The sequence below is a fragment of the Microbacterium sp. bgisy203 genome (assembly GCF_965345155.1).
Lineage (GTDB): Bacteria > Actinomycetota > Actinomycetes > Actinomycetales > Microbacteriaceae > Microbacterium.
In genome coordinates, this window is the sequence record NZ_CBDRLZ010000001.1 from 584,548 (window position 1) to 598,421 (window position 13,874).

Annotated in this window: 13 protein-coding genes; 4 read left to right on the forward strand and 9 right to left on the reverse strand. The window is 71.4% G+C overall.

The window, feature by feature from the left end; translation table 11 throughout:
- Positions 1 to 57 precede the first annotated feature (57 nt).
- Entirely contained in the window at positions 58 to 744 is a 687-nt protein-coding gene (locus tag ACRVYW_RS02855; RefSeq protein ID WP_431801474.1) for a hypothetical protein, read from the forward strand.
- 148 nt (positions 745 to 892) lie between these two features.
- Here the strand turns inward: ACRVYW_RS02855 and pth are convergent, their stop codons facing one another.
- From pth to ACRVYW_RS02870, 3 genes are all read right to left on the reverse strand, one after another.
- Positions 893 to 1,477, reverse strand: coding sequence for an aminoacyl-tRNA hydrolase (pth, locus tag ACRVYW_RS02860; RefSeq protein ID WP_431801476.1), 585 nt, complete (start codon positions 1,475 to 1,477; stop codon positions 893 to 895).
- A 108-nt stretch (positions 1,478 to 1,585) separates the two neighbouring features.
- On the reverse strand, positions 1,586 to 2,221 hold the full coding sequence (locus ACRVYW_RS02865; RefSeq protein ID WP_431801478.1) for a 50S ribosomal protein L25/general stress protein Ctc: 636 nt from the start codon (positions 2,219 to 2,221) through the stop codon (positions 1,586 to 1,588).
- A 395-nt stretch (positions 2,222 to 2,616) separates the two neighbouring features.
- Positions 2,617 to 3,123 carry a gluconokinase gene (locus ACRVYW_RS02870; RefSeq protein WP_431801480.1) on the reverse strand — a complete coding sequence of 169 codons (507 nt, stop codon included), beginning with the start codon at positions 3,121 to 3,123 and terminating at the stop codon, positions 2,617 to 2,619.
- A gap of 157 nt (positions 3,124 to 3,280) precedes the next feature.
- Here ACRVYW_RS02870 and gndA point away from each other — a divergent pair, with 157 nt between their 5' ends.
- Positions 3,281 to 4,705, forward strand: coding sequence for an NADP-dependent phosphogluconate dehydrogenase (gene gndA / locus ACRVYW_RS02875; protein WP_431801763.1), 1,425 nt, complete (start codon positions 3,281 to 3,283; stop codon positions 4,703 to 4,705).
- Between the two features lie 7 nt (positions 4,706 to 4,712).
- Here gndA and ACRVYW_RS02880 read toward each other — a convergent pair whose 3' ends face one another.
- From ACRVYW_RS02880 to ACRVYW_RS02890, 3 genes are all read right to left on the reverse strand, one after another.
- On the reverse strand, positions 4,713 to 5,756 hold the full coding sequence (locus ACRVYW_RS02880; protein WP_431801482.1) for a magnesium and cobalt transport protein CorA: 1,044 nt from the start codon (positions 5,754 to 5,756) through the stop codon (positions 4,713 to 4,715).
- A gap of 95 nt (positions 5,757 to 5,851) precedes the next feature.
- Positions 5,852 to 6,577 (reverse strand): ABC transporter ATP-binding protein, encoded by a 726-nt coding sequence (locus tag ACRVYW_RS02885; RefSeq protein WP_431801764.1) that lies wholly within the window; start codon positions 6,575 to 6,577, stop codon positions 5,852 to 5,854.
- A gap of 58 nt (positions 6,578 to 6,635) precedes the next feature.
- Positions 6,636 to 8,189 carry an ABC transporter permease gene (locus tag ACRVYW_RS02890; RefSeq protein WP_431801484.1) on the reverse strand — a complete coding sequence of 518 codons (1,554 nt, stop codon included), beginning with the start codon at positions 8,187 to 8,189 and terminating at the stop codon, positions 6,636 to 6,638.
- A gap of 273 nt (positions 8,190 to 8,462) precedes the next feature.
- Here ACRVYW_RS02890 and ACRVYW_RS02895 point away from each other — a divergent pair, with 273 nt between their 5' ends.
- Together ACRVYW_RS02895 and ACRVYW_RS02900 are read left to right on the forward strand one after the other, a co-directional pair.
- On the forward strand, positions 8,463 to 9,197 hold the full coding sequence (locus tag ACRVYW_RS02895; protein WP_431801486.1) for a response regulator transcription factor: 735 nt from the start codon (positions 8,463 to 8,465) through the stop codon (positions 9,195 to 9,197).
- Positions 9,194 to 10,708: a sensor histidine kinase gene (locus ACRVYW_RS02900; RefSeq protein WP_431801488.1), complete on the forward strand. Its 1,515-nt coding sequence runs from the start codon at positions 9,194 to 9,196 to the stop codon at positions 10,706 to 10,708. Before ACRVYW_RS02895 ends, ACRVYW_RS02900 begins: the two co-directional genes overlap by 4 nt.
- Before the next feature lie 125 nt (positions 10,709 to 10,833).
- Here the strand turns inward: ACRVYW_RS02900 and ACRVYW_RS02905 are convergent, their stop codons facing one another.
- From ACRVYW_RS02905 to ACRVYW_RS02915, 3 genes are read right to left on the reverse strand one after another with little or no spacing between them, the layout of a single operon-like run.
- Positions 10,834 to 12,387, reverse strand: a complete 1,554-nt coding sequence (locus ACRVYW_RS02905; protein WP_431801489.1) for an FAD-dependent oxidoreductase — start codon at positions 12,385 to 12,387, stop codon at positions 10,834 to 10,836.
- Entirely contained in the window at positions 12,384 to 13,328 is a 945-nt protein-coding gene (locus ACRVYW_RS02910) for an FAD:protein FMN transferase (RefSeq protein ID WP_431801491.1), read from the reverse strand. The genes ACRVYW_RS02905 and ACRVYW_RS02910 overlap by 4 nt, the downstream gene beginning before the upstream one ends.
- Positions 13,328 to 13,843, reverse strand: a complete 516-nt coding sequence (locus ACRVYW_RS02915) for a hypothetical protein (RefSeq protein WP_431801493.1) — start codon at positions 13,841 to 13,843, stop codon at positions 13,328 to 13,330. Before ACRVYW_RS02915 ends, ACRVYW_RS02910 begins: the two co-directional genes overlap by 1 nt.
- Positions 13,844 to 13,874: the final 31 nt, after the last annotated feature.

Below are 13,874 nucleotides of genomic sequence, written 5' to 3' on the forward strand. Positions count from 1 at the left end.
TGGGGACACGGGCCCGAGCTGCCCCTGCCCGCGGCGCCCCGTCCCTAGGATGAGCACGTGAGCGAGAACCTCCCGCCCCAGCACACGCCCGCGTCGCCGCCGCCGGTGCCGAGCCCGCCGGTGCCGAACCCGCCGGTGCCGAACCCGTACGCGCAGGCACCCTACGCGCAGGGTGCTTACGCGCAGAGTCCTTACGTCGGGCAACAGACCGCCCAGGTCCCGCAGGTTTCGCAGGCCCCGCAGGTTTCGCAGGCCCCGCAGGCGACCGGGTCATACGCGCAGGCCCCACAGGCGGCCCTGGGCCCGTACGGCAGCCCCTGGCCGGCCACGCCCCACCCTGCACCCGCCGCGCCGGCGACGAGCGCGCCGCGGACGAAGAGCCTCGGCCTGATCGCCCTGCTCATCGCGGCGGGCGGCATCGGTCTCGCGGTCATCCTCGCAGGGATCGCGGGCGCGCGCATCGGCGAGCCATTCCTCATGGCCGCCGAGAATTCCGGCCCCGACGGCGCCCTCGACCTCGCCTACTTCTCCGGCGTGCGCGGGTGGGTGCTGCTCGGCGAGGTCGCGTTCTGGCTCGGAACCATCACGGGCATCTGGGCGCTCGTGCAGGGGATCATCGCGCTCGTGCAGGGTCGCGGGCGCGGCGCCGCCATCGGCGCGGTGATCATCGCGATCCTCGGCCCCGCGCTCTTCTTCGTCGTCCTCGTGCTCGCGATGGCTCTGGGCTACGCCGCGACGGCCTGAGTCCCCGGCATCCCACACAGGAATCCGCGCACGAAAGGCGCGAATCGTCGGCGCGAATCGTCGCTTCCGCGCCTCAGAAGCGCGATTTGCGCCGACGAAACCTGCGGCGACGACGATCTGCGCCGACGAAACCGCGGGGCGCGGCGCGCTACGCGCGGGGCGCGTGGTGCCGCTGCTGCGCGGCGAGCAGGCCCTCGTCGATGAGCTGCTCGACGGCATCCGCCGCGTCTCCCACGACGAGGGGCAGCTGCGTGCGCTCCGCCGACGAGAACGGATCGAGCACCCAGTCGGCCGGGTCCTGACGACCGGGCGGACGGCCGATCCCGACGCGCACGCGCGGGAAGTCGGGTGTGCCGAGCGCCTTCGCCACGTCACGGATGCCGTTGTGTCCGCCGTGTCCGCCGCCGGTCTTGAGCTTCAGGGTGTCGAACGGGATGTCGAGCTCGTCGTGCACGAGGACGATCCGCTCCGGCGGCACATCGTAGAAGCGCGCGAGCTGCGACACCGGCCCGCCGGAGACGTTCATGAAGGAGTTCGGGGTCGCGAGGACGACCTTGGCCGCGCCGGGGCGCAGCCACGTCTCGGCGACCCGCGCGTTCGCCTTGTGAGCGCGCAGGGTCTCACCGCGGCGCGCCGCGAGCTCGGCGATCACCATCTGACCGACGTTGTGCCGCGTGTTCTCGTATCGCGTGCCCGGGTTCCCGAGCCCCACGACCAGCCACGTCTCAGCCATCAGCTTCCTCTCGATGTCCTCTCACGCGCAGACGATCGCAGCCCGCCTCCCCCGAGATCTGCGGAAACAGAGTATCGGCGGGGACGGGCTGCGGATGCTGCGCGTCGATTACTCGGCGGCCTCTTCGGAGGACTCCTCGGCCTGCTCCTCGGCCACGGCTTCGTCGGCGGCCTCGATCTCGTCGGCCTCGGCGATCGTGGCGGCGGGCACCGAGATCGCGACGATGAGGGTCTCGGGCTCGGTGACCAGCGCGGCGCCCTTCGGGAGCTTCAGCTCGGCGGCCGTGATGTGCGTGCCGTCCTCGAGGCCCTCGACGTCGACCTCGACGTTCTGCGGGATGTGGGTCGCCTCGACCTCGAGCGCGACGGTCGCGCTGTCGAGGTTCGCGATCGTGCCGGAGAAGGGCTCACCCACGACGACGACGGGGACGTCGACCTGGATCTTCTCGCCCTTCTTCACGACGAGCAGGTCGATGTGCTCGATGATCTGGTGCACCGGGTCCTTCTGCACGTCCTTGACGAGCGCGAGCTGCTCGGCGCCGTCGACGGAGAGCTCGAGCACCGCGTTGGCGCGGCGGATGAGCAGCGACACCTGGTGGCCGGGCAGGGACACGTGGACGGGCTCGGTGCCGTGGCCGTAGATGACGGCGGGGATGTTGCCCGCGGCGCGCAGGCGGCGCGCGTAGCCCTTGCCGAAGTTCTCGCGACGCTCGGCGACGACCTTGGTGTCGGTCTCGGTGCTCATGTTCTTCTCCTTGCGGGCGATGACGCCCTGATGTGTGCGGTCTGGACGACCGGGGTTCTGGGTCTCGACTCGAACGCACGCGCGTGAGGAAACGCCCCGCAAGGCATCACCGCGTCGATCACGGATGCCGGAAAACAGGCATCCCTCGCCGAAGTACGGACCTCAGTCTACCAGGGGCCCCGCTACGATGAAGACGCCGCCCGCGGCGCCCGATCCCACTCCCCGACCCACACCTGGAGGAACCATGGACTACGGCTGGATGTCGCATGCACTGATGTGGCTCGTCGGTCTGCTCACCGTCGGAGCGGGCGTCGGATGCCTCGCCGCACTGTGGTCGATGGGCCGTTCGGGCTACCGCAAGGACTGAGCGCCGACGCCGCCCGTCGGCGGAGGCTTCAGCCCGCGCGACGGATCAGCTCCGCGATACGGGTGACGACCGAGCCGAGGTCGGAGTCGTTCGCGACGCGCACGCCCGGCTCGTCGGAGGCAAGAGGCTCGAGGGTCTCGAGCTGCGAGTCCAGCAGCGACGCCGGCATGAAGTGGTCGCGGCGCGACACCCGCGTGCGGAGCCTCGCCTCGGGCACGACGAGTTCGACGAAGAACGCGCCCGGCGTCTGCGCGCGGATCCGGTCTCGATAGCTTCGGCGCAGCGCCGAGCACGCCACCACGATCCGCGGGCGACGGAGGGTCGCGGCCACGGCATCGAGCCACGGCATCCGGTCGGCGTCGTCGAGCGGATGCCCCGTCGCCATCTTCTGGACATTCGCACGCGGGTGCAGATCGTCGCCGTCGACGAACTCAGCCTTGAGCGCCGCCGCGACCGAGGCTCCCACGAGCGACTTCCCCGAGCCGCTCGGGCCCATCACGACGATCCGCATACCGGCATCCTTCCACCCGCTCATGTGTCACATCGGGCGACGCGCCCCGCACACCGGACTACGCTGGAAGAGACCCCGCAGCCCGCTTTCCGAGGAGTGTTCCGTGTCCGAAACCGCACCGGCATCCACCACCGTTCCGGCCTCTCCCACCGCCAACATCGGGGTCGTCGGCCTCGCGGTGATGGGGTCGAACCTCGCCCGGAACCTCGCCTCGCGCGAGGGCAACACGGTCGCCGTGTACAACCGGTCGCGGTCGAAGACCGACGATCTCGTCGCCGAGCACCCCGAGGCGGGCTTCGTGCCGGCCTACTCGTACGAGGAGTTCGCCGCGTCGCTGCAGCGGCCGCGCACGGCGCTCATCATGGTGAAGGCGGGCGGCCCGACCGACGCCGTCATCGACGCGCTGATGGAGGTCTTCGAGCCCGGAGACATCATCATCGACGGCGGCAACTCGCTGTTCACCGACACGATCCGCCGCGAGAAGCTCGTACGCGAGCGGGGCTTCAACTTCGTCGGCATGGGCGTCTCGGGCGGCGAGGAGGGCGCGCTGCACGGCCCGTCCCTCATGCCCGGCGGTCCCGACGAGGCGTGGGTCACGCTCGGCCCGATCCTCCGCTCGATCGCCGCCGTGGCCCCCGACGGCGAGCCGTGCGTCACGCACATCGGCCACGACGGCGCCGGTCACTTCGTCAAGATGGTGCACAACGGCATCGAGTACGCCGACATGCAGCTCATCGCCGAGGCGTACGACCTGATCCGCCGCGGCACCGGCAAGAGCCCCGCCGAGATCGCCGACGTCTTCGCCGCGTGGAACACCGGCGAGCTGGAGAGCTACCTCATCGAGATCACGGCGGAGGTGCTCCGCCAGGTGGATGCCGCGACGGGCCGTCCCCTCGTCGACGTCATCGTCGATGAGGCCGGGGCGAAGGGCACGGGCGCCTGGACGGTGCAGACCGCGCTCGACCTCGGCGTCCCCGTCTCCGGCATCGCCGAGGCGACCTTCGCGCGGTCGCTGTCGAGCCACCGCGAGCAGCGCGACGTCTCGCACGAGCTCCCCGGCTGGGACGACCCCAGCCGGGTCGTGTTCGACCAGCCCGGCGAAGAGCAGGACCGGTTCATCGAGGACGTCCGCCTGGCTTTGTTCGCCTCGAAGATCGTCGCCTACTCGCAGGGCTTCGACGAGATCCGCGCCGGCGCCGCGCAGTACGGCTGGGACATCGACCTCGCCGCTGTCGCCCGCATCTGGCGCGCGGGCTGCATCATCCGCGCACAGTTCCTGAACCGCATCTCCGACGCGTACGAGATCGCCCCCGACCTGCCGGTGCTCCTCACAGCGCCGTACTTCGTCGAGGCGCTCGAGCGCGCGCAGGGCGCGTGGCGCCGCACGGTGGTGCACGCCGCACTCTCCGGCATCCCCGCCCCCGCGTTCTCGTCGTCGCTCGCGTACTACGACGGCCTGCGTGCCGACCGGCTGCCCGCCGCCCTCATCCAGGGGCAGCGCGACTTCTTCGGCGCGCACACCTACAAGCGCATCGACAAGCCCGGAACCTTCCACACGCTGTGGTCGGGCGACCGCACCGAGGTCGAGGCCGAAGACACCCACTGAGGCGGGGCTAGAGCCAGTCCTTCTTCTTGAACGCGACGTAAAGCGCCGCGCTCACGGCGACCATGAGCGCAAGCGCGAACGGGTAACCCCACGTCTGCTCGAGTTCGGGCATGTAGCGGAAGTTCATGCCGTAGATGCCGGCGACGAGCGTCGGCGCGAAGCCGATCGCGGCCCAGGAGGAGATCTTCTTCACCTGGTCGTTCTGCTCGATACTCTGCTCGGTCATGCGCTGCATCGCGTCGTTGCGGCGCCCGTCGAGGATCGTCGCGTGCACCGTGAGCGCATTGTCGAGCGTCGAGCGGAACGCCGACACGCGCGCGTCGATGTAGCGCGCGCGATCGGCGATCTCGGCGAAAGCGGGCGGCGACGGGGCGTCGGTGCGGTCGTCGACGAGGCGCTGCAGCCGGTCGAGCATGTCCTCGAGGGGCGCGGTCGCGTGGCCCAGGTCGATCACCTCGCGCTGCAGCGCGAAGATGCGACGCGAGACGTCTTCGTCATCGCCGAAGAGCTGTTCTTCGATCTCGTCGATGTCGTGCTCCACGCCGTCGAGCACGCCGCGGTAGCCGCGCGTCACGAACTCGAAGGCGCCCCAGAGCACGCCGTAGGGGCCGCGATCGAGGTTGTCCGGATGCTCCTCGACCTTCGCCCGCAGCGCCTCGATGTCGACAGCACCGTCCGAGGAGCTCGCGACGAAGACATCATCACCGACGATGACGTCGACTTCGTGGCACTCGACGGTCTCGGCGGCGTCGTCGTACTGCGCGGGCTGCAGCACGACGTAGAGGTGGTCGCCGAACCGGTCGAGCTTCGAACGCTGGTTGGTGCGCAGCGTCGAGGCGACGCCGAGCGGCGCGAGCTCGAGCGCGGCCGCGAGATCGTGCACCTGCGCGTCGGAGGGGCTCGTCATCGACACCCACAGCATGCCGCCCAGGCGCCGGGCGACGGCGAGCGCCGCCGCGGGGTCGTGGAGTGTCGCGGGGTCGTCGGGCAAGGCGATGTGGCCGTCGTAGACGACGCAGTGCGGCTGTGTTCCAGACGAGGTCAGGGGCATGTGGCCACCCTATTCCCGGCACTCCCGTCCCGCCCGGTCCCACTCCCGTGCTCCGGCCCGGATCCCCGAGACGGCGGGCGCAGTGGGGGCGGGGGTCAGCGGGTGATGTCGCGCACGACGCCCTTCTCGAGGCGCAGGCGGCGGCGGGCGCGCCGCGCGACGGCCGAGTCGTGCGTCACGACGACGAGCGTGAGTCCCTCGGCGTTCAGCCCCTCGAGCACCGCCAGGATCTCGTCGCGCATCTGCTCGTCGAGGTTGCCGGTCGGCTCGTCGGCGAGGAGCACGCGCGGACGCTTCGCGATCGCGCGGGCGATGGCGACGCGCTGCTGCTGGCCGCCCGAGAGCTCCCCGGGGCGGTGGTCGGCCCGCTCGGTCAGGTCGACTCGCGCGAGGGCATCGGCGACGCGTCGGCGCCGCTCCTCCCGGTCGAGCCCAAGGGGTTCGAGCCCCATGTCGACGTTCTCCGCGGCGGTGAGGGTCGGGATGAGGTTGAACGCCTGGAACACGAACCCCACGTCGTGCGCGCGCACCCGCTCGAGGGTTCCGGCCGACGCGTCGGCGAGGTCGGTCCCGTCGATGAGGACGTGGCCCGTCGTCGGCACGTCGAGCGCGCCGAGCAGTTGCAGGAGCGTGGACTTCCCGCCGCCCGTCGGGCCTTGAATGGTCACGAAGTCGCCGGCGTCGATCTCGAGATCGACGTTCTCGAGCGCACGCACCTCCCGTCCCTTCTGCCGGTAGGTCCTCCCGACCCCGCGCAGGCGGTACGCGGGCTGGGCCGCGTGCGCTGCGGCATCCGTCGTGTTCTCGTCGATGATCGTCATATCGTCCTCCTCGGGTGTGGGAATCGGCGTGTTGGGGTGGATGCCGGTGCGCGCGCGGTCACGCGACGGCACGGAGCGCCTCGGCGGGGCTGAGTCTCGCCGCGCGCCAGGCGCCGAACGCACCCGCGACGAGGCCTCCGGCGACGGCGAGAAGGAGGGCCGCGACGACGATCCAGAGCGACAGCGGCGCGTGCAGCACGACGTCCGACGCCGTGGAGGCGAGGTCGCCGAACCCGCCGCCCGGCATCCCGCCCGGGCCACCCTGACCCATCCCCGCGCCGCCTCGGCCGGGCCCGGACGGTGTCGCGGTCGATGCGGAGATCGTCGGCGAGACGAGGTTGATGATCGCGACACCGATGAGGCCGAGCAGGATGCCGGCGATACCACCGATCAGCGCCTGCACGACCGACTCGCCCGCGATCTGGCCGACGACGCGGCGGTTCGACCAGCCGATCGCCTTCAGCGTGCCGAGTTCGCGGGTACGCCGCGTGACCCCCGAGATCGTGAGCAGGACGGCGAGTGCGACGGCGACGACGAGGACGATGACCGACAGCCACGTGCCGAGGTTCGTGATGAGGGCACTCGCGCTGGAGAGCGACCCCGACACGGTCGCGGCGAGCTCTGACTGCGAGCTGACCGTCGCATCCGGGAGCGCGTCCTGGAGGCTCGCCTGCACGGCGGCGATGTCGCCGCTCGAGGACGCCTGCACGTATATCGTCGATACGACGTCCCCCGCGCCCGACAGCGTCTGCGCCACGTCGAGCGGGATGTAGACGTTCGCGGCGGTGTCGGCGTCGGACGAGGCGGACGCGACGATCCCGACGACCTCGAAGCTCGTGCCGCCGACATCGATCGTGTCGCCCACTGCGAGTCCCGCGCTCGTCGCGTAGGTCGCGTCGAGGACGGCGACGTCCGTTCCCTCGTCGTCGGCGGTGAGCGCGCGCCCGCCGCTCAGCGACACCGAGGACATCGGCCCGACGGAGGACGCGCCGGGGTCGATCCCGAGCACCGTGAATGAGTCGACGTCGAACGACCCGCCGCCGAAACCGCCGCCGGGAGCTGCGCCCTGACCGTCCTGGCCCGTCTGGCCCTGATCCGTCTGACCCTGACCCGGCGCCGTGCCGGCGTCGGCTCCGGCATCCGTTCCGGCATCGGTGCGGGCGTCCGGGCGCTGCGGCAGCTCTCCGGAGAAGGTCATGTTCGTGAGGCTGAGGGCGCCCGTCGCCGCCGCGACCCCGTCGACCGATGACACCTGCGAGACGACGCCGGCATCGAGGGTGCCGCGCCGGAAGTCGGTCGTCAGTCGCGATTGGTTGAGCGTGGTCGTGCCGTCCGCAGAGGTCTCTCCGCCGTCCTCGCCGAAGTCGAAGCGGCCGCCCGGTCCCCCGCCCTCGCCGGAGCGTTGGCCCGGCTGCTGCTCCGCGCCGGTGACCGTGAGGTCCGTGCCCACTCCGTAGACGGACGACAGCGCCTGGCTCTGCGCGTCGCGCACGCCCGCCGAAAGCGCGTTCACGATGATCACGAGAGCGATCGCGATCGCGAGCCCGATCGCGACGATCGCCGTCTGCTTCTTCCGGCCCGACAGCTCACGCCTCAGATACGTCCCGTACATGGGTCCCCCCTCCAGGCGCATCCGGCGCCGACGAGACGACGGTACGAATCGCTCCGATGCGCGCGCCCAGGCATCCCTCAGCGCCCCCTATGTATCCCTGGCCACCTGTATCCCGGCCCACCGCGAAACGGCATGCAGCGCGCCGGACGGGCGCCCGCGTCGCGCGCTGCATGCCGTATCGGGAGAAGAGAGGTCGGGTGGGAGCGGCGGGTTCACAGGATGCGCATAGCTCGCGCCATAGAGACCTCACAGTCGGCGCATCACAATGAGTGCATGAGCACTCCCGCCGCCGCCCCCTCGCTCCGCCGTCCCGACGGATCGGCGCTCCGCGTCCTCGTCGTCGACGACGAGCAGATGCTCACCGACCTGCTGTCGATGGCGCTGCGGATGGAGGGTTGGGAGGTGCGCGCCGCAGGCTCGGGCTTCGACGCCCTCAACGTCGCGCGCGAGTTCGACCCCGACGCCATGGTCCTCGACGTCATGATGCCCGACCTCGACGGCGTGGCCGTGCTGCAGCGTCTGCGCCGGTCGGGCAACGACGTGCCCGTGCTCTTCCTCACGGCGAAGGATGCCGTCGCCGACCGCGTCGCGGGACTCACCGCCGGCGGCGACGACTACGTCACGAAGCCGTTCAGCCTCGAAGAGGTCGTCGCGCGTCTGCGGGGCCTCATGCGCCGCGCCGGCACCGCGACCGCGGGCGGGTCGGACCCGGTCCTGCGCGTCGGCGACCTGTCGCTCAACGAGGACTCCCACGAAGTCGAACGCGACGGCACCGAGATCGAGCTGACGGCGACGGAGTTCGAACTCCTCCGCTACCTCATGCGCAACCAGCGCCGCGTGGTGTCGAAGGCGCAGATCCTCGACCGCGTATGGAACTACGACTTCGGCGGCCGCTCGTCGGTCGTCGAGCTCTACATCTCGTACCTCCGCAAGAAGATCGACGCCGGGCGCGAGCCCCTCATCCACACGGTGCGCGGCGTCGGCTACATGATCAAAGCGCCCCAGTGACCGCTCCGGCGCACCCCGTGCGGCGCTGGAGTCTGCAGACCCGCCTCATCGTGACCGTCGTCTCGTCGGTCGCGGTTATCCTGCTGACGGTGGGCCTCGCGACCGGGGCGATCCTCGGGACGATCCTCTCCGCCCAGCTCGACACGAACGTCCGCGAGGCGACGAGCCTCGCCGGGTCGCAGCTCATGCGTCAGCCCGGGGGGATCGCCGGCGCTGCGACCGCGACCCAGACCCTGACCGAGGGCAAGGTTCCACCCGGGCTCGTGCTCGTGGTGCAGTCGACGAGCGGCATCGACGGGGCCTATCTCGCGGACGGCAACACCCGCGTCGTGCAGCTCACGGATGAGGAGATCACGCGCGTGGCCAACGCATTCGACGGTGATCGATACGCGGACGTGACCTTCGATGACATCGGCACCTATCGGATGTACACGAGCCAGGTCGGCGGTCTCTACCTCGTCGCGGCAGGCCTCCCCGTCTCCACCGTCAACGCCACCATCGCGCAGATCGTCGTGACGGTCGGCCTCGTGACGACGGGCGGCCTCCTCATCCTCGCGGCGATCATCGCGCTCGTCATCCGCCGTTCGCTGAGGCCCCTGCACTCCGTCGCCGACACCGCCGCGCGCGTCGCAGCGCAGCCGCTCGACGCGGGCGACGTGCAGATCACCGAGCGCGTCCCGGCATCCGACGCCGACCCGTCCGATGAGATCGGCGCGGTGGGCGCGGCGCTGAACTCCCTCCTCGACCACGTCGACACCTCGCTCGCGGCGCGCCAGCGCAACGAGGAGCGCATGCGCGCCTTCGTCGCCGACGCGAGCCACGAGCTGCGCACGCCGCTCGCCGCAATCCGCGGGTACTCGGAGCTCTCGCTCCGGGCGTTGGCCCAGGCGCAGGATGCCGGAGCCTCCCCCGCCGTGCTCGTCGCGAGCGCCGAGCAGTCCGGCCAGGGACTCGAGCGGATCCACGCGGCATCCCTGCGGATGACGACGCTCGTCGAAGACCTGCTGCTGCTCGCACGACTCGACGAGGGCAAGGAGCTCGTCTACGGGGCCGTCGACCTCACGCGCGTCGTCGTCGACGCCGTCGCCGACGCGCAGGCGGCCGGTCCCGACCACGAGTGGATCATCGACGTCCCCGAAGAACCCGTCGTCGTCGCGGGCGACGCGACGCGCCTGCACCAGGTGATCGCGAATCTGCTCACGAACGCGCGCGTGCACACACCGACGGGGGTCGCTGTGACGGCGAGCGTGGCGCAGACCGGCGATCAGGCGGTCGTCCGGGTCGTCGACGACGGCCCGGGGATCGACCCCGCGATCGCCGACGAGCTGTTCGAGCGGTTCTCGCGCGCCGATCTCTCGCGCGCGCGGCAGACGGGAGGGACGGGACTCGGCCTCTCGATCGCGAAGGCGATCGTCACGGCGCACCGCGGCACGATCTCGGTGCGCAGCCGTCCGGGTGAGACGGCGTTCGAGGTGCGCCTGCCCGCCAAACCCGCCGACCCGGGCGCCTGAGGGCAGGTCGATCTGAGGGGATATCGTCGGCGCAAATCGTGGTCACGCGGGGTTTCGTCGGCGCGAATCGTCGTCACAACGCCCGATGAGGACGATCTGCGCCGACGAAGACACCCGGCACCTGGTCAGTACCCCGAGAAGGCGTCCGTCGTGATCGAGCGGGCCTTCTCGAGCGCGGGAGCAAGATCGGCGATGAGCCCGGGAGGGCCCGAGATGTACGCGTGCCGGCTGCCGATGTCGGGCACGACCTCGAGGAGTCCGTCGGCGTCGAGCCGCACGCCACGCGCCCAGCGCCAGTGCGGCGGAAGGTCCGCCGGCTCGGTGCGCGTGAAGACGATGACCGGGATGCCGGCGGCTTCGAGATCCTCGCGGAACGCGAGCTCCTCGGCATCCGAGGCGACGTACACGAACACCACGTCGCGGTCCTCGTCGGTGAGGCGCATCTGTCGCAGCTGCGAGACGAACGGTGTCACGCCGATGCCCGCCGCGACCATGAGGACGGGCGCGGACGGCCGCGCGGGCAGCACGAAGTCGCCCCACACGCCGGTGACGGCGAGGCGCTCCCCCGGCTCGATCAGGGCGAGCGCCTTCTTGTAGCTCGACTGCGAGCCTTCACGCAGGGCGATGCGCACCTCGGGCAGCTCCGCCGGCGCGGAGACGATCGAGAACTCGCGGCGCGTGCCGCGCGCGTCGGGGTGCGGGTGCGGCACCTCGAGCTCGAGGTATTGGCCCGCCGCGAAACGGAAGCGCCCCTCGGCGCGGAAGACGAGCTCGCGCACGGTCGGCGTCAGGATCTCACGGCGCAGGAACGTCAGGCGCACCGCCGTCCGCACGGTGAACGCGAAGGCGACGAGATTGCCGATGAGCAGCGCGCGTTCCTGCCCGAGAGTGATCGGACCGAGGTCGATCGGCCACCCGGCGAGGACGCCCACGACCGCGGCGACCGTGAACTGCTGCCAGCGGCGCGGCGGCAGGGTGAGCGGCTCCGACAGCATGAACGCGCCGAGGAAGAGGAAGGGCGACGCCCACAGCAGCGCCCAGAAGACCGTCCCGGCGTCGAAGGTGAGGCCGGCCTGGTCGTATTGCACCGAGGTGCGGACGAACGCGACCGCCACCGCGATCACGAAGAAGACGGCGATCACGCGCACCTTCTCGGTGCGGACGAGAACGACGAGGCCGAGGAGCAGCACCGGCACCGCGAGGAAGGGCGTGCCGACCCACCACGACGAGGCGCCGAGCGCGGGAAGCCAGATGCTGAGGATCGTGAGGAACGCCGCACCGACCGCGGCCGGGTTGAAGATGTGCCGACCCTGCCATGCGAGGAGGTATTTGGATGCCGACGCCACGACGCCCGCGATCACGAGCCCGACGAGGGCGAGAGGTTCGAGCGTCGGCCGCAGGATGAACAGCAGGATGAGGGTCGTGATGAGCGAGGACTCCCAGCGCCAGCCCTTCGCGAGGATGCGGTGCGCGACGGCATCCGTCGCGGCGCACGCGGCGGCCAGCACGGCCGCCGACACGATCAGCTCGATCGGCGTCGGGGCGAGCACCCCGAAGAACGACAGGACGAACGCGACGAGGCCGAGGGCGCCGAGCGCGAGGACGACGAGGCGGTACATCGACACACGGCCAACGACGGCGAACGCGCGATTCCAGAGGGCGGTCAGGGAGGAGTTCACGTGAACAACTCTGCCCCACATCCGGGCGACCACTCGACGCGGCCCGAGGTCGCCATGCGCACCCACTCCACACCGTGCGCCGCGGCAAAGCGCTCTCCGCCGGCGAAGAACAGCGCCGTGGCGGCCGCGTCCGCGGTCATGGTGTCGGGGGCCGTCGCCCAGGTCGCCGCGATCGTCCGTACGGGCTCGCCCGTGCGCGCGTCGAGGACGTGGTGCAGCCCGCCGCCGTCGGCGCCGGGCCAGGCGCGCCGGCCGACCGCCGACGCGCAGAGCGCTCCCTCCGCGAGGGTCCAGACCCCGATCGCGCGCGACGGGTCGAACGGGTGCTCGAGCGCGATGCGCTCCCCCGGATCGACCGCACCGCCCGCACCGCCGCCACGGAGGAGCAGGTCGCCGCTCGCGTCGACCGTGAAGCGCGAGAGGGATGCCTCGGCGAGCACCGCGCCGACGAGGTCGACGAGACGCCCCTTGCCGAGCGCGCCGACGTCGATCGTCGCGGGCTCGGCGAGCCGCAGTCGGTCGCCGTCCCACCCGAGAAGCTCCCGCCAGCGGGCGGGTGCGGGCTCCGCACCGCAATCGACGAGCGAGGAGGCCGGGTCGTACCCGCGGCGGGCGAGCGCGTCGCCGACGAGCGGGTTCACGGCGCCGGTCGTCGCCTCGGACAGCGCGGCGTAGAGGTCGAGCATCGCCGCGGCATCCCGGGGCGCGGGAACCGTCGCCGGCGCTATCGCCGCCCGGTCGGCGAGGTCCGAGACCACCGAATCGACCCGGAATCGCGACCACTCCCGATCGAACCGCTCGACGACGTCGTCGATGCGCGCGACGATCGCCTCGTCGAGCGGGCGCTCGGTGTCGATCCGCCAGCGTGTCCCGATCGCGTCGAAGGCGTGCGTGGCGACCGCCGGCGACGCGGCGGCCGGGGCAGGGCGGGCGCCCGCCATCACGCCGCCGCTTCGGCCTTGATCGTCTCGATCGCGTCGTTGAAGCCGCCGCTCGTGAGCGAGGACCCGGCGACGCGCGAGACGGAGATCTCGTCGATGTCCTTTCCGACGACGACGTCACTGATGCCGCCGATGAAGCGGCCCTGGTACTCCTCCGACTCGCGCTTCTGCGGGTCGCCGGTGACCTCGACGTCGGTGATCACGTCGCCCTCGAGGGTGACGGTGACGCTGATGGTCTCGACCGACTCGGGCGTCGCGTACGAGCCGTCGGCCGTGTAGGTGCCGTCGACGTAGGTGCTTCCGCTGCTCGCGGAGCCGGTCGCCGACGCGGTCGCCGACGCACTGGGCGCGACGGAGGGCGTGGTGGCGGCGGACTCTTCGGGCGTGGCCGCGGCGTCGCTGTCGCCGGCAGCGCAACCGGCGAGCGCGGCGATGCCGACGACGGATGCCGCGGCGACGCCGACCCGGACGGGACGGGTGCCGCGCGGGCGGGGGGCGACGGTGGTGCGGATCATGACGGTCCTCCTTCTGTCGTGCCGTCCGCGG